19 protein-coding genes and 1 tRNA gene are annotated in these 22,820 nt (G+C 62.1%); 6 read left to right on the top strand and 14 right to left on the bottom strand.

Features of this window, described 5'->3' with window-relative positions; translation table 11 throughout:
• Nucleotides 1-53: 53 nt before the first annotated feature.
• The 6 genes from ACRQHG_RS01480 to ACRQHG_RS01455 form a co-directional block, all read right to left on the bottom strand.
• A tRNA-Ala gene (locus tag ACRQHG_RS01480) sits at nt 54-129 on the bottom strand.
• A 91-nt stretch (nt 130-220) separates the two neighbouring features.
• Nucleotides 221-880 (bottom strand): histidine phosphatase family protein, encoded by a 660-nt coding sequence (locus ACRQHG_RS01475; protein WP_435713265.1) that lies wholly within the window; start codon nt 878-880, stop codon nt 221-223.
• Nucleotides 877-1,374 (bottom strand): ribosome silencing factor, encoded by a 498-nt coding sequence (gene rsfS / locus ACRQHG_RS01470; RefSeq protein WP_435713266.1) that lies wholly within the window; start codon nt 1,372-1,374, stop codon nt 877-879. The genes ACRQHG_RS01475 and rsfS overlap by 4 nt, the downstream gene beginning before the upstream one ends.
• Nucleotides 1,371-2,303 carry a hypothetical protein gene (locus ACRQHG_RS01465; protein ID WP_435713267.1) on the bottom strand — a complete coding sequence of 311 codons (933 nt, stop codon included), beginning with the start codon at nt 2,301-2,303 and terminating at the stop codon, nt 1,371-1,373. The genes rsfS and ACRQHG_RS01465 overlap by 4 nt, the downstream gene beginning before the upstream one ends.
• The gene (gene nadD, locus ACRQHG_RS01460; RefSeq protein WP_035277256.1) at nt 2,282-2,971 is read right to left on the bottom strand and encodes a nicotinate-nucleotide adenylyltransferase; all 690 of its coding nucleotides are present in this window, start codon (nt 2,969-2,971) and stop codon (nt 2,282-2,284) included. Before nadD ends, ACRQHG_RS01465 begins: the two co-directional genes overlap by 22 nt.
• Nucleotides 2,961-4,223, bottom strand: a complete 1,263-nt coding sequence (locus ACRQHG_RS01455; protein ID WP_435713268.1) for a glutamate-5-semialdehyde dehydrogenase — start codon at nt 4,221-4,223, stop codon at nt 2,961-2,963. Before ACRQHG_RS01455 ends, nadD begins: the two co-directional genes overlap by 11 nt.
• Nucleotides 4,224-4,409: 186 nt before the next feature.
• Between ACRQHG_RS01455 and trxA the strand changes: the two genes are divergently transcribed.
• Nucleotides 4,410-4,793 (top strand): thioredoxin, encoded by a 384-nt coding sequence (trxA, locus tag ACRQHG_RS01450; RefSeq protein ID WP_087070873.1) that lies wholly within the window; start codon nt 4,410-4,412, stop codon nt 4,791-4,793.
• 172 nt (nt 4,794-4,965) lie between these two features.
• Here the strand turns inward: trxA and ACRQHG_RS01445 are convergent, their stop codons facing one another.
• From ACRQHG_RS01445 to ACRQHG_RS01420, 6 genes are all read right to left on the bottom strand, one after another.
• Nucleotides 4,966-5,859, bottom strand: coding sequence for a hypothetical protein (locus tag ACRQHG_RS01445; RefSeq protein ID WP_435713269.1), 894 nt, complete (start codon nt 5,857-5,859; stop codon nt 4,966-4,968).
• 582 nt (nt 5,860-6,441) lie between these two features.
• Nucleotides 6,442-7,557, bottom strand: coding sequence for a glutamate 5-kinase (proB, locus tag ACRQHG_RS01440; RefSeq protein ID WP_435713270.1), 1,116 nt, complete (start codon nt 7,555-7,557; stop codon nt 6,442-6,444).
• Nucleotides 7,558-7,602: 45 nt separating this feature from the next.
• A complete protein-coding gene (gene obgE, locus ACRQHG_RS01435; protein WP_026429450.1) occupies nt 7,603-9,138 on the bottom strand; it encodes a GTPase ObgE in 1,536 nt (511 codons plus the stop codon).
• Between the two features lie 208 nt (nt 9,139-9,346).
• The gene (gene rpmA, locus ACRQHG_RS01430; protein ID WP_435713271.1) at nt 9,347-9,601 is read right to left on the bottom strand and encodes a 50S ribosomal protein L27; all 255 of its coding nucleotides are present in this window, start codon (nt 9,599-9,601) and stop codon (nt 9,347-9,349) included.
• 48 nt (nt 9,602-9,649) lie between these two features.
• Nucleotides 9,650-9,955 carry a 50S ribosomal protein L21 gene (gene rplU, locus ACRQHG_RS01425; protein ID WP_016442902.1) on the bottom strand — a complete coding sequence of 102 codons (306 nt, stop codon included), beginning with the start codon at nt 9,953-9,955 and terminating at the stop codon, nt 9,650-9,652.
• Between the two features lie 191 nt (nt 9,956-10,146).
• Nucleotides 10,147-12,582, bottom strand: a complete 2,436-nt coding sequence (locus tag ACRQHG_RS01420) for an Rne/Rng family ribonuclease (RefSeq protein WP_435719365.1) — start codon at nt 12,580-12,582, stop codon at nt 10,147-10,149.
• A 496-nt stretch (nt 12,583-13,078) separates the two neighbouring features.
• On the opposite strand from ACRQHG_RS01420, the gene ACRQHG_RS01415 reads away from it, so the two are divergent.
• The 5 genes from ACRQHG_RS01415 (at nt 13,079) to ACRQHG_RS01395 (ending at nt 21,134) form a co-directional block, all read left to right on the top strand.
• On the top strand, nt 13,079-14,584 hold the full coding sequence (locus tag ACRQHG_RS01415) for a cytochrome ubiquinol oxidase subunit I (RefSeq protein WP_026429452.1): 1,506 nt from the start codon (nt 13,079-13,081) through the stop codon (nt 14,582-14,584).
• Nucleotides 14,585-14,593: 9 nt separating this feature from the next.
• Entirely contained in the window at nt 14,594-15,721 is a 1,128-nt protein-coding gene (gene cydB / locus ACRQHG_RS01410) for a cytochrome d ubiquinol oxidase subunit II (RefSeq protein WP_087070878.1), read from the top strand.
• A 174-nt stretch (nt 15,722-15,895) separates the two neighbouring features.
• A complete protein-coding gene (cydD, locus tag ACRQHG_RS01405) occupies nt 15,896-17,686 on the top strand; it encodes a thiol reductant ABC exporter subunit CydD (RefSeq protein WP_435713274.1) in 1,791 nt (596 codons plus the stop codon).
• Nucleotides 17,683-19,443 (top strand): thiol reductant ABC exporter subunit CydC, encoded by a 1,761-nt coding sequence (gene cydC / locus ACRQHG_RS01400; RefSeq protein ID WP_435713275.1) that lies wholly within the window; start codon nt 17,683-17,685, stop codon nt 19,441-19,443. Before cydD ends, cydC begins: the two co-directional genes overlap by 4 nt.
• Nucleotides 19,444-19,445: 2 nt before the next feature.
• Nucleotides 19,446-21,134, top strand: coding sequence for a GAF domain-containing sensor histidine kinase (locus ACRQHG_RS01395; RefSeq protein WP_435713276.1), 1,689 nt, complete (start codon nt 19,446-19,448; stop codon nt 21,132-21,134).
• Between the two features lie 111 nt (nt 21,135-21,245).
• Here the strand turns inward: ACRQHG_RS01395 and ACRQHG_RS01390 are convergent, their stop codons facing one another.
• Both ACRQHG_RS01390 and mutM read right to left on the bottom strand, forming a co-directional pair.
• Nucleotides 21,246-21,863, bottom strand: a complete 618-nt coding sequence (locus tag ACRQHG_RS01390) for a response regulator (protein ID WP_039899046.1) — start codon at nt 21,861-21,863, stop codon at nt 21,246-21,248.
• 74 nt (nt 21,864-21,937) lie between these two features.
• A complete protein-coding gene (gene mutM / locus ACRQHG_RS01385) occupies nt 21,938-22,819 on the bottom strand; it encodes a bifunctional DNA-formamidopyrimidine glycosylase/DNA-(apurinic or apyrimidinic site) lyase (protein WP_435713277.1) in 882 nt (293 codons plus the stop codon).
• Between the last annotated feature and the right edge of the window lies 1 nt (nt 22,820).

Raw genomic sequence — 22,820 nt, 5'->3', positions numbered from 1 at the left:
AAAGATACCTAGTAATCTTAGAGGGGTTGTGGCGACCCTTGTGTAATGAAACCTGGTGGAGCTAAGGGGATTCGAACCCCTGACCTCTTCCATGCCATGGAAGCGCGCTACCAACTGCGCCATAGCCCCAAGCGACTTATAGAACTTTAGTCGGAGAAGAAACGCTTGGCAAATCAGAACCGAATTTTGTGTCGAGCATCGCATTCTTGCAGGTGAGTGCTTAGCCTTCCGGCCCTTCGACCTCAAAGTTTTTCACCGGATCGTGCTCATCGGCGAGGAAACGGTTGAAGCCGGTAAGGCGCCATTGCGACTCCGCATTCTTACGCCGCTGCAGCATGGCCCAGTGGCAGTTATCCAAGCCGCCCAGGCCTTGCCATTGCGCCCCGCACCCAAGGAGTACCCCGAGTCCGCAGGTGATCGCCGCGCCGTGCGCGGTTACCACCAGCAGGCCACCGTCCATATCCGCGCTGGCTTCGCTAATCGCGGCGGCCACGCGTGCGCCCACGTGTTCCTTTGTTTCCACGCCGACACCTACGGGTTCCTCCCCCGCCCGCCACTGCGCAAATTCACGCGGGTAGCGTTCGGCAATCTCGGTGCGGGTCAAGCCCTCAAAAAGCCCGAAACAGCGTTCTTCTAGACGCGCATCGGTTGCCACCTCGAGGCCCACCAGCTTGGCAGCTTCGAGAGCGGTGGCGTAGGCGCGCTGTAGCGGGGATGCCACGAAACGCGCCGGGCCAGCAGCGGCGATATAGGGAGCCACGTAACGTGCCTGGCCCAGGCCTACCGCATTGAGGGGGATATCTGTGGAGCCCTGGATTCGCCAGGCCAGGTTGTAATCAGTTTGGCCGTGGCGCCAGAGCAGGATGCGATCTGCACTCATGCATCTACCTCAGCGGCACCGGCCGCCTCAGAGTCCCCGGGTTTCCCCGGTTCCTCAGAGTCCCCGAATTCTCCATATTCCTCGGCGCCCTCCGGCACCGCGGGTGCCTGCGCTCCGGTAATAACAGCTTCATCATCTAGCTGGAGATCCACATGCGGGCAATCGGCCCACAGGCGCGCGAGGGCGTAATCATCACGGTCCTCATCGCGCTGAATATGCACGATGAGTTCGCCGTAATCCAGGAGCACCCAGCGCGGGTCGAAGGTGAGTCCTTCGCGGCGCAAGCGCTGCCCGCCGGCATCGTCGAGTTTCTCCTCCACGCGATCCACGATGGCGCGCACTTTCGGCTCCGAATCACCGGAAATAATAAGGAACACATCGGAAATGCCGAAACGCTCACCAACGTCGAGAGCTTCAATCGATGTTGCTTTCACCTCTGCCGCTGCTGCGGCTCCAATACGGGCGAGCTCAATCGCGCGGTCCGAAGCTGTCACAAGATCTCCTTGATATCGGGGGTAATGCTGGATGCCACAAGATCAACAGACGCGGCCTGCGCGCCGTGCTGGAGGAAGAAGAACCCGATAACCAGACCGAGCACCACGCTAATAACAATGAGCAGCAGCATGGTCATCGTCCAGCGGCGCGGGGAGGATTCGTCGTCCAGTTCATCTTCGTCTACATATTCGTGCGCGAGCGGGTCGGGCTGCGCCGCGGGAACGGAAGCGGGCGGGAACGGCGCTGCGGCGTCGTTCCCGATATTTTCGACCACCGCCGGCACCGGCTCCTGCTCCGTAACCGAGGCACGCAAAGCATCGCTTTGGGTCCGGGCGAGCAAACGTTCGCGCAGGCTGCCGCTTTCGGAAAACTCCGCTGCTACTTCCGGTTCCGGAGCCGGTTCGGAAGCCGATACCGATTCCGGGGCCACTTGCGAGGCAGGAGCCGCCGCGGCAGCTGCTGCCGAAGCCGCAAACGGCGGCATGAGCGTGTGTTCTTCTTCGCCAATACTTGCCTCGGTATCGGCTTCGAAACGGTCAAAAACGGAGATTCGCTCCCCCGCGGGCGCGGATTCTTCCCGGATCGCGCGGGGCTCCGCCGCGTTCACAGGTTCGTATGCCTGGGTGGGAGCGCCCTCATCTTCTGCCAGCGGTGCCACCACTTCAGCTACTTCAGCGCCTTCAGCCGCTTCAGAAACTTCAGCCGCTTCAGAAACTTCAGCCGCCCCAGCTGCCTCAACGGCCTCGGCACGCTCGGCCAGAATGGCGCGCCGCCGCGTTGCCCGCACCACCGGAATATCCCGGGTGCGCCGCAATTCTTCTACCGGCGAAGCTTCGCCTTCTTCGAGAGGTTTTAGGAGTCCGCGCTCGCGCATCTCGCTGCGTGTGAGGCGCCGCCCGCCCTCGCTCATTTCTTCTCCTCTCGGCACGACTGTCCTTTGTCAAGTTTACCCGGTGCCTCGCGCTGGGCATAAAGTTTGTATTTTCTAATATGCTGCACCACGCCTTCGGGCACCAAATACCAGATGGGCTCGTGGGCCTTCACCCGCTCGCGCACATCCGTGGAGGAAATCGCCATGGCGGGAACCTCCACAATTTCCACGGCGTGTTTGGGCAGCGCGGATACGTCAATATTGTGCCCGGGGCGCGTCACCCCGATGAAACGCGCCATCCCCCACAGTTCCTCGGCGTTCTTCCAGCGCAAAATCTCCGGAATAACATCCGCTCCGGTAATGAAGTACAGATCCGCATCCGGGTAGACCTCACGCAAATCCCGCAGGGTATCCACGGTGTAGGTCAGGCCGCGCCGCTCAATATCCACCCGCGATACCGTAAAGCGAGTATTCGAGGCGGTAGCGATAACCGCCATAAGATAGCGGTGTTCGGCCGGGCTCACGTGCTGCCCCTGCTTGAAAGCGGGGCGGCCGGTGGGCACAAAAACCACCTCGTCCAGCCCGAAACGATGCTGCACTTCCGAGGCTGCCACCAGGTGACCGTGGTGAATCGGGTCGAAAGTTCCGCCCATCACCCCGATCCGCCGACGCCGGTGCTTGCGTTCGTCAAAAGGAATTTGCACCGGTTCGTCTTTATCGGACATGCCCCTCGCCCTCTGCAATCCACGTCGTCGTGGTCATTTCTTCCAGACCCATAGGCCCGCGCGCATGCAGTTTTTGGGTGGAAATACCAATTTCCGCGCCGAGCCCGAATTCGCCGCCGTCCGTGAAGCGCGTCGAGGCATTGACCATGACCGCGGCGCAATCCACCTCGGAGGTGAAACGATTAATAGCACGCTGATCCTCGGCCACAATAGCTTCGGTATGACCGCTCGAATAGCGAGCAATATGCGCGAGCGCCGCCTCAAGATCAGGCACCACCGCGACGGCCATCTCCAACGCCAAATATTCCGTTTCCCAATCTTCTTCCGTTGCAGCCTGCGTGGGAATATCCCCCGCAAGACTCTGCGCGGCCGCATCGCAATGCAAGGTCACGCCGCGCTCATAAAGTTCACGCAGAATCCGCGGCATAAATTCCGGTGCGATATCCGCGTGGACTAGAAGTGTTTCAGCCGCATTGCAGACGCTCGGCCGATGCGTTTTCGAATTAACGACGACGGCGCTAGCCCGCTCCACATCCGCGCTGGCATCCACGTACACGTGATTATTGCCCACCCCGGTTTCGATCACGGGGACCAGAGATTCGCGCACGACCGTCTGAATAAGACCGGCGCCCCCGCGCGGAATAACAAGATCCACCAGGCCGCGCAATTTCATCAGTTCGACGGCGCCTGCGCGCCCGAAAGCATCAATGGTCTGCACACAGTCGGCCGGGAAACCTGCCTCCGTCACCGCCTGGCGCATGAGTTCCACCAACACTTCGTTGGTGCGGATGGCGGCACTCCCCCCGCGCAAAATCACCGCGGATCCGGCTTTGAGGGCCAAGGTGGCCGCATCGACCGTCACATTGGGCCGGGCTTCATAAATCATCCCGATCACGCCCATGGGCACCCGAACTTGCCGCAAACGCATCCCGTTAGCTAAGCGCGAACCACGTACCACTTCGCCCACCGGGTCGGCCAAGCCCACCACGTGTTCCACCGCCTGGGCAATCCCTTCGATGCGCTCGGCGTTCAAGAGGAGGCGATCAATCATGCCCGGGGAAAGCCGGCTTTCTTCCCGAGCTACATCCTGGGCATTCGCCTCCACAATACGGGCGGTTTCGCTGCGCAAAATCGCGGCGATACGGCGAAGGGCGTCATTTTTTGACGTGGTTTGCGCCCCCCGCAAAGAACGCGCCGCCTGGCGCGCGCGGCGGGCCACATCAGCCACGCCCTCGGTTAACGTTGCGGTCATAGTCTCTACTTTAGGCCAGGAAGGCGCCCGTTACCGAATAGGAAAAGCCGATGGGCTCAACGGGCAGGCTGCCGCTTCGCTTATACAGCACGCGGCCACTCGTATATATTCGGTCCATCTCATGGGAATAGCGCTCACGCTTGGCGCGTTGCAGGTAGCGAGATTTCCACTAACTCGAGGAGAACCATGGCAACCGTTACTGTCACCGCGGAAAACTTCAACGATACCGTGCATGAAGGCATTGTCCTGCTGGATTTCTGGGCGAGCTGGTGCGGTCCGTGCCGTGCTTTCAGCCCTATTTACGAAAAGGCTTCTGAAAAGCACCCCGATATTACTTTCGGCAAGGTGAGCACCGAAGATAGCCCGGAGCTCGCCGCACACTTCCAGATTCAGGCGATTCCCACCATTATGGCTTTCCGGGATGGCATCCGCGTCTTTGAGCAGGCCGGGGCACTGCCGGCCGGCCCGCTGGAGGATCTCATCGGGCAGGTCAAGGAGCTGGATATGGATGAGATTCGCGCTCGTCTTGCCGCTCACGAAGCCGAGGAATCCGCCAAGCAGGCTGAGTAAGCGCGATAGCTGGCCGCTAAGCCGGAAGGCACCCAGCGCGGGGCCAAGGCATGAAGCGCCACGCACGCGAAGCTCCAAGCCACGAGGGGCGAACTGGTCAATTCCAGTTCGCCCTTCGTTGTGTTCGGGAAACTCCGCTACTCTCGGAGGGCCCCGCTACTCTCGGTACAGCTTAGGAAATCTCTGCCCGGCCGAAAAGGACCGGGAGTACTCCGCGCACTAGCGAGGCTAAATCGGTGCGGATGGAGGTGGGCCGGTAAATAATGCCATCTGCCGCGCCCATACCCAGCCAGGATTCGGTGGTATCCGCAACGTCGTATACGGTGCCAACCACGTGGGCGCTGCGGGAGAAGTCTGGACCGCCCAGGGCTTGGACCAGGAAGAGGCGCTCGCGGGCCGCGGTGCGGGTAGCCGAAATAATAACGGTCATATCGAGGAGGACCTGCAGGTCGGTATCGTATTCCTCCGCTGTCGTACGCAACGCGAAACGAGCTTCCCGGGCGCGGTGCGCATCCGGAGCAGAAAGGCGCATCATCGGGGAAATACCGCAGATCGCACGCAGATTCAGATTCGGGACATCTTCGGCGCGCACGTGCGGCATGAGGCGCACCCCGGCCGCAATAGCATTTTCCACGTCGCTGCGCAGGGCCGCGAGATCGGTAGCCGGAGTAATAGGCAAGCTCACCAGAGCCGGAGTATCAGAAGTATCTTGTTGGGTTCTGGCGACCGCTTCGCGCAAGGCCTGGGAGGTAGCAGGTACTTCCACCGCGATATCACCGCGGGCGCGCGGCCCTAAGCGACTCGCTGTTTCCATTGCGGAGGCAACCCGGGAACCGGGAAGCACAAATTCCCCGGAGAACTGGACGAAATCGAGTCCGCCTTTCCAGGCCGCATCAGCACAGGAGGCCAGGTGGGCGATGGAAGCCCCGTGGGCTGGGCGCGCAGCTGCGCCGTCGCCACACAGACTCTCCCCGCCGCCGAGCGCCGAGAGATCGACTCCTAAAAATGTTTCTCTTAAAACTTCCTCATTCGTGGTGGTGCACAGGGTGGTCAATTGGATGGTCATTAGTACTCACTATCAGGACGAAGACGGGCAGAGGGGGCACTGGCCGGCGCAAGAAGGCGCGCGCTCATAAAGTGGTGATGCCAGCGGCGCCAATGCGCCTTGGTAATTCGATAGTCGGCAAGCATGCGAGAGGTGACATCCTGGAGCGTGACAAACTGCGACATCGAATTCTCCGTTCTTCGTCGGCTCGGGTAGTTCCGAGCGATTGCGAGGGTGCTATATAAGCACTTGCGATAACGCTAGATCTTTATTGTCCAATAGGCAAGACGAACACGAGGGTTCTTTGCGCAAGTCACTATTCAATTATTCAGATTACTATTCAGTCACTGTGGTGCAATATTTCGCAAGATCGTGAGCAAACAACCTGATGACCAGCGCAAATAATAATCCCCGGCCGCACCCCGTATGAAAATTTATGCAGCTTCCACATAGTTACAGGTCCGTAAAGTAAGGCGAAACACAGAATTACCCGCGCGTTGCGCGCACCACCGGCTCGGTATTGAAGCACGCTCGCTGCCGAATGGACGCTTATTGCGGAACACGCCCGCCCACTGCGCAAGGCACCGCGGCAGGAAAAGCCCGCTACGAACCCAGCAGCACGATATCGTTCGCGTGCACCACCGGCTTCTTGCCGCGCGCCCGGGTGCTGCCCACCAGCTCAATGAGTTCCTCAACGCTGTAGGCGCTCAGGCCCCGGGCGATAACCTCGCCGTGCCCATCGCATAATTCCACGATGTCCCCGGCGGCGAATCGGCCCGAGATCCCGATGACTCCCACCGGGAGCAGGGATGCGTGGTTGCCGGTGATGGCCGCGACGGCGCCGTCGTCCAAAGTAACCCGGCCGCGGGCCCGCGCCGCGAATTCCATCCAGCGCCCGCGTGCGGATACGTGCCTGGTGCTCGGCACGAACCAGGTTCCCACGTTGTCCCCGGCCACGGCGCGCTGCACGTTATCGACATGGGTGAGAATCACACCGACCCCGCCCGAGGTGGCTAACTCGGCAGCCGCTACTTTAGTGCGCATTCCTCCGGTTCCCACCGCCGAGCCGCGCCCGGTAATCCGCAGTCCCGCCAGGTCATCTTCGCTGGTCACCTCGGCAATGCGGGTGGCACCCGGTTCGCTGGGGGGTTTGGTATACAGGCCGTCCACGTCGGTGAGCAATATCAGGGTGCCGGCTCCCACCAGATGGGCGGTGAGCGCGGCTAGCCGGTCATTGTCACCGAAGCGCAATTCGTCGGTGGCCACGGCGTCGTTCTCATTAACAATCGGAACCACCCGTAAACGCAAGAGCGTGCGCATGGCCGTGAGCGCATTGGCGTAGTGGCGCCGGTTGGTGACGTCGGAGGCGGTGAGGAGCACCTGGCCTACGCTGATGTCGTGCGCTTCGAAACGTTCTTCGTAAGCGGCCATGAGGCGGGACTGACCCACCATGGCCGCGGCCTGCTTTTCCCGCAGGGAACGCGGGCGGCCCAATTTGAGCGGGCCGATGCCGGCCGCCACCGCACCGGAGGACACCAGCACCACATCCACTCCGCGGGCGTGCACCTCCGCGATGGTATTAACAAGAAGATCGAGGGTTTCCTGGTGCAGGGCACCGTCCGGCCCCGTCAAGGAGGAGGAACCAACTTTGATGACTATTCGACGGGAGTTCTCAAGGCAGTCACGCCGGGTCAGCGGGGCGGATGAGGTACCGGACACGAGTCACTCTTTCTTATCTGATGCTTCGGGACACCGCAGGATAGTTTAGTCCCCTTCCGGGGTGCCTGCCTGCGGGTCCGTCCATATGCCGGCCTCCCGCTCGGAACGCAACTCCTGGCGGGCTTCCTCTTTGGCATCCATACGCTCGTAAAAATCGGCGCGCTTTTCGCGGCGGGTGGGGCGCGAACGTTCGGCTTCCACCCGGATATCCCGCCCGCGCGGCCCGTAAATTTCGGCGACGGCGGCAACGGTCGGTTCCCAATCGAAAACGAAGCCGGTCTGCGGCGGACCAATCACCACCATATCGCCCGGCACCGCGCCCAGGCGGGCCAGTTCGTCTTCGATGCCCAGGCGGTGGAGGCGCTCGCCGAGGTAGCCGACCGCTTCATCGTTGGCGAAGTCCGTTTGCCCCACCCAGCGTTCGGGCTGGCGCCCGCGTACATTCCAAAACTCCTGCATGCCGTCGCGCCGCTTGACGATGGTGAAACGGTCATCGCGTTCGCGAGTGAGATGGAGCACCGGGCGCACCGTTTCGGTAACCTCACGATTGGCCTTTTCTTCGCGCACCACCCGCGCCAGGTAGAAGGAAAGCTCGCGCAGGCCTTCGTGGCTGGCAGTGGAAATAGCGAAAACATCCAGGCCGCGTTCGCGCAGCTCCGGGGTCACAAATTCGGCGAGTTCCCGCGCGTCCGGAACGTCGATTTTATTGAGAATAACCACCCGCGGGCGCTCGGTCAGGGGAAGCTGGCCTTCGGTAGGCGGAATATTCGCCGCGTACCGGGCCAGTTCGTGTTCCAGCGTGTCCAGATCGGTGAGCGGATCGCGCCCCGGTTCCAGGGTGGCGCAATCAATAACGTGAGCAATGACCGCGCAGCGCTCGATATGGCGGAGGAACTCCAGGCCGAGCCCGCGCCCTTCCGAAGCCCCGGGAATGAGGCCGGGCACATCGGCAATGGTGTAGCGTTCTTCCCCGGCGGTCACCACGCCGAGGTTCGGGACGAGGGTGGTGAAAGGATAGTCGGCGATTTTCGGGCGGGCCGCGGACATGGCCGCAATAAGGGAGGATTTCCCGGCGGAGGGGAAACCCACCAGCGCCACATCGGCCACCGATTTCAATTCGAGAACAACATCGAGTTCCTCACCGGCTTCCCCGAGCAGGGCGAAGCCGGGGGCCTTGCGCCGCGGGGAGGCCAGGGCAGCATTCCCCAGTCCCCCTACGCCGCCGCGCGCCACTTCGAAGGAATCCCCGGGATTCACCAGATCCGCGAGCACATCACCTTCGCTGTTTTTCACCACGGTTCCGGCGGGGACTTTGAGTACCAGGTCCGCGCCGTTCTTGCCGCGTTGGTTATCACCGGCGCCGGGCTGGCCGTTTTCGGCGCTGCGGTGCGGAGTGTGGTGGTAGTCCATGAGGGTGGATTCTTGGGAATCAACCTCAAAGATGATGGAGCCCCCGTGGCCGCCGTTGGCGCCGTCGGGCCCCCCGAGAGGCTTATACTTCTCCCGGCGCACCGAAACGCACCCGTTTCCGCCGTTGCCGGCGCGCAGGTGCAAGGTCACTTTATCGACGAACGAGGCCACGTGTGCCCTCCCCTTTTTCTGTAGTGATACGCGGTGCGGGTGCGAGAAGCTATGCTCCCCGAGCCGAGGTGCCGCAACAAACAGCCGGGCGCCGGGGCGCCGCAAAGAGCTGAGCGCCCGCACTCCGCCCGCGTTAACGAATGACGGGGTGGAGGTTGAATCCCCCACCCCTCATCATAGGTGCGTGCGGCGCTAGGGCCGCTCCGCCTTAAGCCTGGACCACAACGTCAACGACCTTGCGGTCGCGACGGGTAGCGAACTGAACCGTTCCGGCTGCGGTAGCGAACAGGGTGTCATCCTTGCCGCGCCCGACGTTATTGCCCGGATGGAACTTCGTGCCGCGCTGGCGAACGAGAATCTCACCGGCGGATACAACCTGACCGCCGTACCGCTTCACCCCGAGGCGCTGGGCATTGGAGTCGCGCCCGTTGCGCGAAGAAGAGGCGCCCTTCTTATGTGCCATCTGTCTACCTTCTTACTATCTCAAAACTAGCTGCTGACGCGGCAGATCCTACTGGATGCCGGTGACCTTGAGGCGGGTCAGGGGCTGACGATGCCCCTGGCGCTTCCGGTAACCCGTCTTGTTCTTGAACTTGATGATGGAGATCTTCGGTCCCTTTTCATCGCGCACAATTTCCGCGGTAACCTTCGCCGAAATGCCATCGGCAGCCGTGGTGATCTTATCCCCGTCAACGAGCATGATGGGTTCGAGTTCGACGGTATCGCCGACTTCACCTTCCATCCTGTCAACAACCACGACGGTTCCGACAGAAACCTTTTCCTGACGGCCCCCGGCCTTGACGATCGCGTACACCACGTTTGCTCCTGTTGATTACGGCTACTTTTCGCGCTGGACAGCGCACTTAAACGACTGAGTGCCTAAGCACCGACCATCTACTTTACTGCGTGGACCCGCTTTCTTACAAGTGAGACTGCGCATGAGACCGGCCGTGTCGCTATGGGATGCGCCACGTACCTTAGGTTCGCGGCGCATTCCACCACCCCGGTTTACCCTTGGGATTGGGCCGGGAAGCTCAGGACCCCCGCCCCGGTTCCGGTGGAGATGGGCCCGGAGGAAATCACGGCGCGCCGCTTGGTACCCCCGCGCGTACCGTTAGCCGCTTCACTCGATCCGGTGTGGATAGAGGACGACGGCGACACCGTCTTTGCGTGGGCACTAGTCGAAGCGGCCGCGTGCGTGGGACTCACCACGCCGGAAGAGATGAGCATACCGGTTTTCCGCGCGGTGCCCGTACTTGCGGTGCCGGTTCCGTTAGTTGCAGTACCAGATGCAGTACGTTCACCGCCCGTGACAGCCGCATCCTTGGTGGTAGCGCTCGAGGTATCCGCGGTAGCTGCCGCGCTGCGCGAGCTACGACGACGCCGCGTAGCCGGCTGCTTCTCGGGCTTGTCCTGCTTGTCTGGCTTCTCCGACTTTTCAGGTTTCTCCGGCTTTTCCGACTTCTCCCGCTTCGCGGATTTCCGTGATTCGGCGGGCTTATCCGCTTGCTCCTGGTTGTCCGCCTTCTCTTGGCTATCTTTCTGCTGGGCATCAGCATGCCCGGCAGCGGCGATGGAATTCATCATCTGCACCGCCGCCTCGCGCTGCGGCGCGGTGGCTTCCCGCCGCGCCTTGCGCTTGCGGGGTGCGTGGGGTTCTTCGTTTTCCTCCACCGGGTGATCATGAATAATATAGCCGCGCCCTTCGCAGGCTTCACAGACGGTAGAGAAGGCTTCCACGAGGCCCTGCCCCACGCGCTTGCGGGTCATCTGCACCAGGCCTAGAGATGTCACTTCCGCCACCTGGTGGCGGGTGCGATCCCGCCCGAGGCACTCGATGAGCCGGCGCAGCACCAGGTCACGGTTAGATTCCAGGACCATATCAATAAAGTCAATAACCACAATCCCGCCGATATCGCGCAGCCGCAATTGCCGCACGATTTCTTCGGCCGCTTCCAGATTATTTCGGGTAACCGTTTCTTCCAGCGAGCCACCCGATCCGGTGAACTTCCCGGTGTTCACGTCCACCACCGTCATGGCTTCGGTGCGGTCAATAACGAGGGTGCCACCCGAGGGCAGCCACACCTTGCGATCAAAAGCCTTAGCCAGCTGCTCTTCCACCCGGTAGGCCTCGAAAATATCGCGGGAATCATCCCAGCGGCTCACCCGATCCATGAGTTCAGGGGACAGTTCTTCCACGTAGGTGGAAATCGTTTCCCAAGCATCCTCACCCTGGACACGCAGAGAATCAAAATCTTCGTTGAAGATATCGCGTACCACCCGCACGGCCAGTTCCGGTTCGCTCTTGAGCACCTGCGGGGCGGTTTTCGCCGCCTTGGCCTTGCGCTGGATTTCCTTCCAGCTCTTCGTCAGGCGATCCACGTCATTCTGGAGCTGTTCAGCGCTCGCACCTTCGGCGGCGGTACGCACAATAACGCCGTGATCTTCCGGCACAATTTCTTTGAGAAGCTTCTTGAGGCGCGAGCGTTCCGAATCGGGAAGCTTACGCGAAATACCGGTCATATCCCCACCGGGAACAAGAACAAGGTGCCGCCCGGCCAGGGTAACCTGGCTGGTCAGCCGCGCGCCCTTATGGCCAATAGGATCCTTGGTGACCTGCACCAGCACGGTATCCCCGGATTTCAGGGCCTGCTCAATACGGCGATTCTTTCCGGTAACGCCGGCGGCTTTCCAATCCACTTCCCCGGCGTACAGGACCGCATTGCGCCCCTTACCGATATCCACGAAAGCGGCTTCCATCGAGGGCAGCACATTTTGCACCCGTCCCAGGTACACATTGCCGACCATGGAAATCTGGGTATGCCGCGCCACGTAATGCTCAACGAGCACATCATCTTCGAGCACCGCGATTTGGTTGAGACCATCGCGTTCGCACACGATCATGTCACGCTTGACCGATTCGCGCCGCGCCAGGTATTCCACTTCCGTAATGGAACCGCGCCGGCGCGCCGACCCCTCGCGGTTTTCGCGCCGGCGAGCCCGCTTGGCGGCCAGGCGGGTGGAGCCCCGGGGCGCTGCCACTTCATCATCGGAAGAAAGGCTACGACGACGCCTGCGGGTGGGCGCTACCGAAGTATCATCCGTTTCTTCGTGCTCGCCTTCTTCAGGGGCGGCGTCGTCGTTCTGAGAAACTCTAGGCGTGCGGGCGGATGAATCATGCTCGCCACGTTCGCGCCGGCGGGTGCGCCGGGTTGAGGAATTATCGCCAGAATCGGAATCTGCGCCGCTGGAAGAATCGTCATCAACGAGGTAGGTGACCCGAATGGCGTTGGCGGCGTCGGGTTCCTGGAAGAGCGGAATATCCGTATTAATACGGAAGCGCGGGATGTCCACCACTTCTTCTTCTGGTGTCGAAATAAAAAACGGGCTCGCCGCAGCCGCACTCACGGTGCCGTGCTCCGACGCGGTGGCTTCTTTCGCCATTCGTCTACACTTCCCGACAGGCGCGCACCCCGTATCCCGTGCGGGTCTGTCACCATTGCGGCCAATGCCGCGCAAGCATATCCACGTTCGAGGGCATATCCGGCGCTCACAATCTGCCGGCCAGGTTCTTCACTGCCTCAAACCACCGGGGCGATACGGTAGCGCCCGGTACACTGGTACCGATTCTACATGAGGAGTCCTCGACCGGCGCTGGGAGGTTCCCGCATTCTCCGCAAAGGCGGCACCTCAGCTCAGCGCGCAACTGCCACCACATGAGCCCGGTCGGGACTTTCGTCCTTATTTTTGGACAGGTGTCGCTAAGCTGAGTGCCAGATTCCACATGCGCGCCGCGCCGGACAAAAGTCCCCCGCGTTCGATACCTCTTATTGCCGCTGCGGTGAGTAGGATCGAGGGTGAAAAAATGATCGCGCTGCTACGGGACCACCGCAGCGCTCCACGCGCGATCACACGTGTTACACATCGGAAAGGTGAAAAGGTGGATCCGATCACCCTTGCGCGATGGCAGTTCGGTATTACAACCGTCTACCACTGGCTTCAGGTGCCCCTGACCATTGGCCTGTCTGTCATCGTTGCGTATATGCAAACTAAGGCCCGCAAAACGGGCGATCCGAAGTGGCAGCGGATTACCGATTTCTTCGGCAAGATCCTGCTCATCAACTTCGCGCTCGGCGTTGCCACCGGTATCGTGCAGGAATTCCAGTTCGGTTTGAACTGGTCGGAGTACTCGCGTTTCGTCGGTGACATCTTCGGCGCCCCGCTCGCTTTCGAGGCCCTCCTGGCGTTCTTCCTGGAGTCCACGTTCCTCGGATTGTGGATCTTCGGCAAGGGCCGCCTCTCCCCCAAGGTGCACAACCTGACCATCTGGCTTTTCTCCATGGGTACCGTGATCTCCGCGGCCTGGATTTTGGCCGCGAACTCCTTCATGCAGGATCCGCACGGCGCGGTCTTCAACCCGGAAACCGGGCGCGCGGAACTGGACGGCATGGCGGGCTTCCTCGGTCTGTTCGCCAATACCACCTGGGTACTCACCTTCCTCCACACCATGGGCGCCGCCTTTACACTGGCGGGCGTTGTGGTGGCCGGCTTCGCGTTCTGGTGGATGGCCCGCTCTATTCGCCTCTCCGGCAATGAAGTCGAGGCGCGCGAATACTGGAAGCCTACCGCCAAGCTCGGCCTCAAGGTCACCCTGGTTGCCGCGATTATCGCCGCGCTCTCCGGCCACTACATGGGCCAGCACCTCGGCGTGATCCAGCCGCCCAAGGCCGCGGCCATGATGGGTGTGTGCCAGGGTGAAGAAAACGCCAAGCTGTCCCTCGTTATGTGGGGCAATAGCTGCGAGGATGCCACCTCCATTTACGTGCCGATTCCCGGCCTGGAATCCTTCATGATGACCAACCACTGGTCCGGCCCCGAATCGCGGCTGGAATCCATTAGCGAAGCTAATGAGCGGGTGCGGGACCGCATCCACCAGATGGAAAACGTCAATGCGGAACTCGTGGAGAAATTCGATACCGCGTTCGAAAACCAGCAGGTGACCCCGAATGTTCTCGCCTCCTACTACTCCTTCCGCGTGATGGTCGGAGTTGGATTGCTGGACATCCTTATCGCGGCCCTCGGGCTGTGGGTGCTGCGCGGGGATCGGATTATGCGTTCGGAAAGCTGGGGCAAGTTCTGGCTGTGGATGATTCCGCTGCAATTCGTGGCGAACTCCGCGGGCTGGATCCTGACCGAAATTGGCCGCCAGCCGTGGATCGTGTACCCGACTCAAATCGACGGCGTGCTCCTTATGACGGATCTGGGTGTTTCCCATTCCGTCAATGGTGGCAGCGTGGCCTTCTCGCTGACGATCTTCACGGTGCTCTACTCGGCACTGGGTGTGGTGTGGGTCTGGCTGCTGGGTCGCTACCTGCGCGAGGGTATCAATACCCACAAGAAGGTCGTCGAATACGATGCGAAATCTACCCCGAATTTCGTTTACTAGGAGGACCTCATGGAACAAACATTTTTGATGACACTGTGGTTCATCCTCGTAGCGGTCCTGTGGATTGGTTTCCTCGCTCTGGAGGGCTTCGGCTACGGCGTGGGGATGTTCCTCAAGACCTTTGCGCGCAATGAACGTGAACGCCGCGCGATGATCAACTCGATTGGCCCCCACTGGGACGGCAACGAAGTGTGGCTGCTCACCGCCGGTGGCGCTACCTTCGCGGCATTCCCGGAATGGTACGCCACCATGTTCTCGGGTATGTACATCGCCCTTGTCCTGGTGCTCGTCTGCCTCATTATCCGGATCTGCGCCCTCGAATGGCGCAAGATGATCCGCACCGAGCGCTGGCGCAACACCTGGGACACCCTGCATTGCATCGTCTCGTGGATCGTCTCGATCCTCTTCGGGGTGGCTTTCGCCAACCTCGTAGCCGGGATGAAGATCGAAGTGGGCAACTACTCTTCCGGTGAGTTCGTGGCCGTGGCACCCGATGCGGTGACCTGGGAAGCCCTTGCGGATAACCACCACTACCTGACCGGCGGGTTCTTCTCGCTGCTCACTCCCTTCACCATCCTGGGCGGGCTCGTGACCCTCTCGCTCTTCTTCAGCCACGGCGCGCTGTGGCTCTCGATTAAGACGGCCGGTGAACTCCAGCTGCGCTCCATTAACCTGGCGAAGCGCACCACCGTGATCTCCACGGCGATCACCGCGGTCTGGGCGCTGTGGGCCTACTTCGTGTACAGCTCGCAGGTGCTGGCGATTATCCCGCTGGCTATCTGCGCGCTGCTTCTCATCGCCACCGTGGTAGCCACCTGGGCCAACCGTGAAATTCTGGCCTTCGGGCTGCACTTCGCGGCAATTGCCGGGGCGGTATCCACCATCTTCGCGATGATGGTCCCCTACGTCATGAAGTCGTCGATCAACGAGGCCTACTCCCTCACAATCGCGCAGGCTTCGGCCACCGCGCCGACGCAAACCATCATGACCATTGCGGCACTCATTTTCGTTCCGATTGTCCTCGGTTACACGGTGTGGGCATACTCCGTGTTCCGCAAGCGCATTGACGCTGGCCAAATCCCCGAGGAACCCGTGGGATTGGAACCGAAGAAGATCCGCGAGTTCGAGGTTCGCTAAGTAGCACGTGAGATCGGGAGGCCGCGCGCACGCACCGTGCGCGCGGCCTCCCCTCATAAACCCCCACCTTCAGAAACTCGCTCTTCAAACCGCCGTAGCGGCCTCGCGAATTCGCGTGGCCGCCGGGTAAGCAATACCGGGCGGGCTACGATAAAGCAGAGTGCAAGGAGAAGAATGAAGCCCGTTGATGCTCGACTCATGAAATTTGCGCCCACGGCGCGCCGCTACGTCGCTTTACTCGGCGGCGTTGGTTTTCTCGAAACGGCGCTCGTGCTCGCGCAATGCTTCTTTATTGCCGCCTCCGTTGCCCCGGTGGCGGACGGCGATCTCACCTTCCGTGATATTGGCTGGCCCGTGTTCGGGGTTGCGGCGGCCTTCACTGCGCGCAGCCTTCTCATCTATATCCGTGAATCCTACGGTCATCGCGCCGCACTGCGCACCATCGCCAATCTGCGTGCCCGGGTACTACGCCGCGCCGGTGACCTGGGCGACCGCTGGCTCGCCGCGGGAAACACCTCCACCACCGTTACCCTGGTGACCTCCGGGCTGGACGATCTGGAACCCTATTTCGTCAAATTCCTCCCCCAGCTCATCCTCACCTGCACGGTCACGCCCTTCGCGCTGGTCGTTATTCTTTTCCTCGATTGGGTGAGCGCTATCGCCATCGTGGCTTGCATCCCCCTCATCCCGATTTTCATGATTCTCATCGGGCGCATGACCCAGGCTTTCTCCAATGAACGCCTCGCTTCCATGCAGCGCCTGGGCCAGCAGCTCCTTGATCTCCTGGGTGGCCTTTCTACCCTCAAGGCCCTCGGGCGTGAAGAAGGCCCGGCCCGGCGCGTCAAGCACCTCGGGGATGATTACGCGAAGAAAACACTCCAAACTCTCTATATTGCTTTCCTCTCCGGTGCTGTTCTGGAATTCCTCGCCACCCTCTCCACCGCCCTCGTCGCGGTGGAGGTGGGCCTGCGCATGGTGGCCGGAAACGTCTCCCTTTTCACCGGCCTGACGATTATTATGCTCACTCCGGAAGTTTTTAAACCGCTGCGGGAAGTGGGCACCCAATTCCACGCCTCCTCTAACGGAGTGGCCGCCTCCTCCCAGGTTTTCGACCTGCTAGAACAGCCCCTGCCCGTGGAAAACGGCACGCTCGACTGCCCGGATCTGGCCACCTCCCCCATCACTATTTCTGATCTTTCGGTGCTCGCGCCGGGCCGCGATACCATCGCTCCCTCGCATCTGAATGCCCAGATCCTTCCCGGGCGCGTCACGGCTTTGCGCGGGGCTTCCGGTTCCGGAAAAACGACGACGGCGAATGTGCTCCTCCGCTTCATTACCCCCGATAGCGGAACCGTGCATATCGGCACCACCCCGCTCGAAGAGATCAACCAAGAAAGCCTGTGGGCGCAGGTCTCCTGGGTTTCCCAACGCCCGGTGATCGTGCCGGGAACCGTGGCGGAAAATATCGGGGTGACTCCGGGCCCGGCCCTGGAGCGCGCCGCCGCCCTCGCCGGTTTTGATGAGGTCATCGCCGAGCTTCCCGAAGGCTGGAATACCTTTATTGGGCAGGGCGGGGTGGGCCTCTCCGTTGGTCAGCGCCAACGCCTTGCTCTTACCCGCGCCCTGGTATCCGAGCGCCCGCTGGTGCTCCTCGATGAACCTTCCGCCCACCTGGATGCCCGTAGCGAAAAGCGCGTCGTCGAATCTGTTGCGCATCTACGCGCGCAGGGCCGCACGGTTATTGTGATCGCGCACCGCACCGCGCTTCTCGATCTTGCGGACGCTGTTATTGATGTTGTATCGACGACGGCGCAACCGGCCACCGCGTCTCCCGCCACCGCGAGGCCGGTCCCAGAGCCCGCGGCAGCGCACGCACAAACGCAAACTGCCGCACAAACGCAAACTGCCGCGCAAACGCAAGCCACCGCATCCACCAACTCCCAGACAACCGAGGTGACCAAGTGAGTACTTTCCCTCAAGATGAACGCCGCGCTCTTATCCGTGCCCTGCGCCTGTTGCGCGTGGATAAAGGCGGATTCTGGGGCTCCGTTGCGGCGGGAGCGGCCGGGTTGAGCAGCTCGGTGGCCCTGGCTGCCGTTTCTGCCTGGCTTATTACCCGTGCGTCCCAAATGCCACCGGTGCTTGCCCTCGGGGTAGCCACCACCTCGGTGCGTTTCTTCGGGGTGTCCAAGGCATTACTGCGCTATGTTAACCGAATTTTCTCGCACCGGGTGACCCTCTACGGGATGTCCAATCTGCGTACTGCCGTGTACGCGACCCTGGCCGATTCCCCCACCGACGTCGTTACTTCGGTACGGCGCGGTGACCTGCTCGCCCGTACCGGCCGGGATGTCGATTCGGTTGGCGACGTCGTCGTCAAAGCGGTGCAACCCGGCGCGGTTGCCGGCATCGTCTGCCTGGTCTCCTGCCTCATCGTGGGGATTTTGTGCCCGCCCATCGGTCTGCTGCTGGCAGGCTGCCTCCTGATTTCCGGGATTCTCGCGCCCTACCTGGCCATGCGCGGTGGGCGCATCGCCGAAGAAGCGCAAGTGCGTGACGAAACCGAGATTTCCGCTACCGCGCTGACCATGCTGGATTCCGCCGCGGAGCTGCGGGTTGCCGGGCGGGTCGGCGCCATGGAGGAGGTGCAGGAAGCCACCGAACAGCGGATCTTCCGCCACCGCGATGCCGCGGCCCGCCCCCAGGCCCTCGCCATCGCCCTCGATACCCTCGCCATGGGCATCGCCGTGGTGGGTGCAATTCTTATCGGGAGCCGCGCCCTGGATGCCGGCACTCTTTCCGCCACCGCGCTGGCGGTCTGTGTGCTCACCCCGCTCGCCGCTTTCGAAGCCACCCAGGGCCTCGGGGAAGCCGCTATCCAGCTGGTGCGTTCGGCCAAGGCCGCCCAGCGAATCCTTGAGCTCCTCGACCGCGCCCAGCGCAGCGAAGAACCGGAAGCCCCTGCCCCGGTTGCGGAACGCGGCCTGCATGCCACCGACCTTATTATCGGGTGGCCGGGCGGCCCGGATGTGGCCGGACCTTTCGAGCTGCACGTGGAACGCGGCTCCTCCATCGCTATCGTGGGGCATTCCGGAATCGGGAAATCGACCCTGCTCTATACCCTGGCGGGAATGCTGCGCCCGCACGCCGGCTCGGTGCGCCTGGACGGGCACGAAGTTTCCACCCTCGACCGGCGCACCGTCTCCCACACCCTCACCCTCACTGCGGAAGACGCGCACGTTTTCGAAACAACCGTGCTGGAAAACCTGCGGGTGGCCCGCCCTTCGGTCACGGAAAGAGAAGCGGTGGAGCTGCTGGTGCGAGCTGGCCTGGGCACCTGGCTCACCCAGCTTCCGCGCGGGGTACACACCCTGCTGGGAGAGGACGCCGCCACGATTTCCGGTGGAGAACGACGGCGCCTGCTCCTTGCCCGCGCACTGGCCTCCGACGCGGAGTTCTTGCTCCTGGATGAGCCCGGAGAGCACCTTGACCCGGAAACCGCCGATGAGCTTATCCGCGATTTGCTCCGGGCAGGTAAGAATAGCGCTGACCCGCGTACTATTATCTTGGTGACGCACCGGCTCACGCCCCTCGATGCGGCCGACGAGGTTATTGTGATAACCCGTGATGAGGGCGGTATCGCCCACGTGAGCGCGCGCGGCACCCACGAGGAGCTCACCGAAAGGCTCGCCTCATACGCATGGGCGGCGAAACAGGAATAAGGATGCTGGATACCACAACGGTTATTTTCAATGCGCTGGCCTTGACCGCGCGCCTGGATCGCACCCAGGTGCTCGAAAATCTGGCCGGCGCCGGATTGAAACTAACCGGGGCATCCAGCGCCGCTGTTCTCATCTTCAATTCGGCGGAAAAGGTGACGAGCATTGTCACCCTGGGCCAGCCGCTGCCCGCGGCTGCCAGCCTCACCCCCACCAGCCTAGATCGGGACCTAGCTAGCCTGGGCGATGAGGATACCGTGATGTGGGATCGCGCCGAAGCGGTGAGCGCCGTGCACGATGAGAGCGGCATCACCCCGGAACCCGCCGCTGGCAGCACTCCCCTGAGCGCCGCCAATCACCAGGACGGAATCTACGGCCCGGGTATCACCAATTTCCTCACCTCCCGCCTCATGACCGGAAACCGGGTGCTCGCCCGGGTCATCTTCTTTAACAAACCCGGGGCTTTTAGCGAATCCGATATTAACCTCATTGCGCTCTTGGCGCGCGCGGCCACCATCGCCGTCGAAAATGCGCGCCTGTACGAAGAATCGAACTCGCGTGCGCAATGGCTTTCCGCCTCGCGGCGCATCACTATCGCGCTGCTGCAAGGAAGCGACGAAGAAGAGGCCCTCCAGCTCATCGCCACCGAAATGCGGCGGGTCGCGGATGCCGACCTGGCCCTCATTATTCTGCCTTCAGTGGCCGATACCTGGGCCTGCGAATTTGTGGCGGGGGACGCCGGGCAGGACCTGGTGGGAACCACCTTCGGGCGGGATTCCCGGGCGCGGGCCGTGGCCCAAAGCGGGCTCGGGCGCATTATCGATACGAGCACCGCGGCTCCCTCCCCCGATAATCCCCTTGACCGTTTTGGTCCGCTTCTCTACGCGCCGATGGCTGGCGGGGATACCGCACGCGGCGTTATTATCCTGGCCCGGTTGCGTGGGCGCGCCGAATTCGACATGGTTGATTTGACGATGGCGGAAAGCGTGGCCAACCAGGCGGCCCTCGCCCTGGAACTGGCCGATGCCCGCTATGTGCAAGCCCAATCGGCCCAGCTGGAAGAACGCTCCCGTATTTCGCGCGATCTGCACGATTTCGCGATCCAGCAGTTATTTGCTTCCGGGATGCGCCTGGCCGCACTGCGTGATGATTTGGCAACCGAGGATGCGGTGGCCGATAACGTGCTCGATTCCCTCGATAACGCCATCGAGTCAATTGACGAATCCGTGGCGCAGATCCGCCAGATTATTTACTCGCTGCGCGGCCCGGATACGTCTGTTCCGGTGGTTTCACGCCTGCGCCGCGAGGTCAGCTCCGTCACGGCGCAGCTCGGCTTCACCCCGAGCCTGCGGATTACCGTGCGCGGCGAGGACATTGATAGCGGCACCCACACCGAAATCGATGATGCTATCGGCTCAGATATTAGCGACGACGTTATCGCGGTGGTGCGCGAATGCCTGTCCAATGCGGTGCGCCACGCCCACGCCCATTCCATCACCGTGACGGTCACCGTCACCGACCGCGATATTAGCGTGGAAGTTGCCGATGACGGCGTGGGCATTGGCGAATTGAGCCGGCGTTCGGGGCTGTCTAATCTGGCCGCCCGGGCCCGGCGCCACCACGGCACCTTCTCCATCGCTCCGGGAAGCGAACGCGGTACCGTGGTGCGCTGGCGGGCCCTTATTGACGGCTAAACGCCTGCTTAGGTGAGGGGGACAGGCGCACGCACCTAGGCGGGCACTATGGCTGCCGGCTCAACCGGATAGCTGCACAGCCGCTCAGCCGCTCCGCCACAACAAGCATTCTTACTGGTTACGCCAACCGGTGGCACGCTGGCCGGCAACCCACGCGGCCACCTGGGTGCGCCGCTGCAGGCCCATCTTGGACAGCAGCGAGGTGATGTGGTTCTTCACCGTCTTTTCCGCCACCCCGAGCTGCTCGCCGATTTCCCGGTTGGATAGCCCATCCCCGATCAACTCAAGAACATTGCGTTCCGAAGGGGTGAGATCCGCGGTGGGGTCATCATGATCGGCGCGCCGGCGCGAGACCGTGCGCTCATCGAGCAGAACGCGCCCTTCGGCCACGGCCTTGATATTGTCCGAGATCTCCGCCCCGCGCACCGACTTCAAAAGATACGCCTTCGCGCCGGCGTTGAGGGATTCGGAGAGGGCGTCGTCGTCATCAAAAGAGGTGAGGACGATGCACTTGGTATCCGGGCTGACCTCCTGGAATTGATTAATAATGTCAATTCCGGTGCCGTCCGGGAGGCGCAGATCCACCAGCGCCACATCGGGGAGCACCAGGCCGCCGCGCCGCACCGCTTCTTCTACGCATCCGGCTTCAGCGACCACCTCGAGGCCCTCCGAACGGTCAACCACCTCAATGATTCCCCGCCGTACCACTTCATGATCATCAATAATCATGACGCGAATATTTTGTGCCACGCGCCGGCCCTCCTTTTTGCATCACCATCATCGGTCAATAATCCGCCCTTATTCTACCCAATCGGAGCGACTTGACATACCGGGCACAGCGTGGTGGAACGGCCCCCGAGGGTAATTTTCTGCAAGGGGGCACCGCAACGCGCGCAGGGCTGCCCGGCCCGCCCGTAGGCCTGCAAGGACCGCTCAAAATAGCCACTCTCCCCATTGACATGCACATACAAGCTGTCAAAGGAGGTTCCGCCGGCCGCCAGCGCGGCCTCCAGTACTTCCCGCCCGGCGTTGAGCAGTGCCTGTGCCGCGGCCTCGGGTAGCGCGGTCGCCTCCGGGTGGATGCGCGCCCGGTAGAGCATTTCATCGGCGTAAATATTGCCGATTCCGGAAACAATCTCCTGGTCGAGGAGCACGCGTTTGAGCGCGCGCCGCGTGGTGCCGAGAACGCCCCGCAGCGCGGTTTCGTCCAGATACGGGTCAAGAAGATCGCGGGCAATATGCACCACGGGCGCGGGTACGACGGCGCGCTTGGATCCCGCCCCGCCCGGCTGGCCATCAGCGGTGGCCTGGAAAGCGACCGGTGCCAGGTAGCCGAAGGTGCGCTGGTCCACGAAATCAAGAACCAGGCCATTATCGAGTTCGAAACGGGCCCGCAGGTGGCGGCGCTGCCCGGCCGAGCTTTCTTCCCCACCCGGCTCATCCACCCGGAACTGCCCGGACATGCCCAGGTGGGCGAGGAGGGCAAGGTCCTCTCCCATATCGCACCACAGGAATTTTCCGCGCCGCACCACCGCTCGCACGGTGCGGCCCACCACCGGGGCCAGGCCCTGCGGGGCGCGGCGGATTACGCGGGTGCCGAAAGCACGGGCGGCGAGGATGCGCCGGCCGACCAGGTGCTCGGCCAGCCCGCGCCGGATGGATTCAACTTCGGGAAGTTCGGGCACG

This window comes from Actinotignum vesiculae, from assembly GCF_051267215.1.
Taxonomy (GTDB): Bacteria; Actinomycetota; Actinomycetes; order Actinomycetales; family Actinomycetaceae; genus Actinotignum; species Actinotignum schaalii.
Note: the sequence above shows the minus strand (reverse complement) of the source record. Positions and strands in the feature narration are given on the sequence as shown.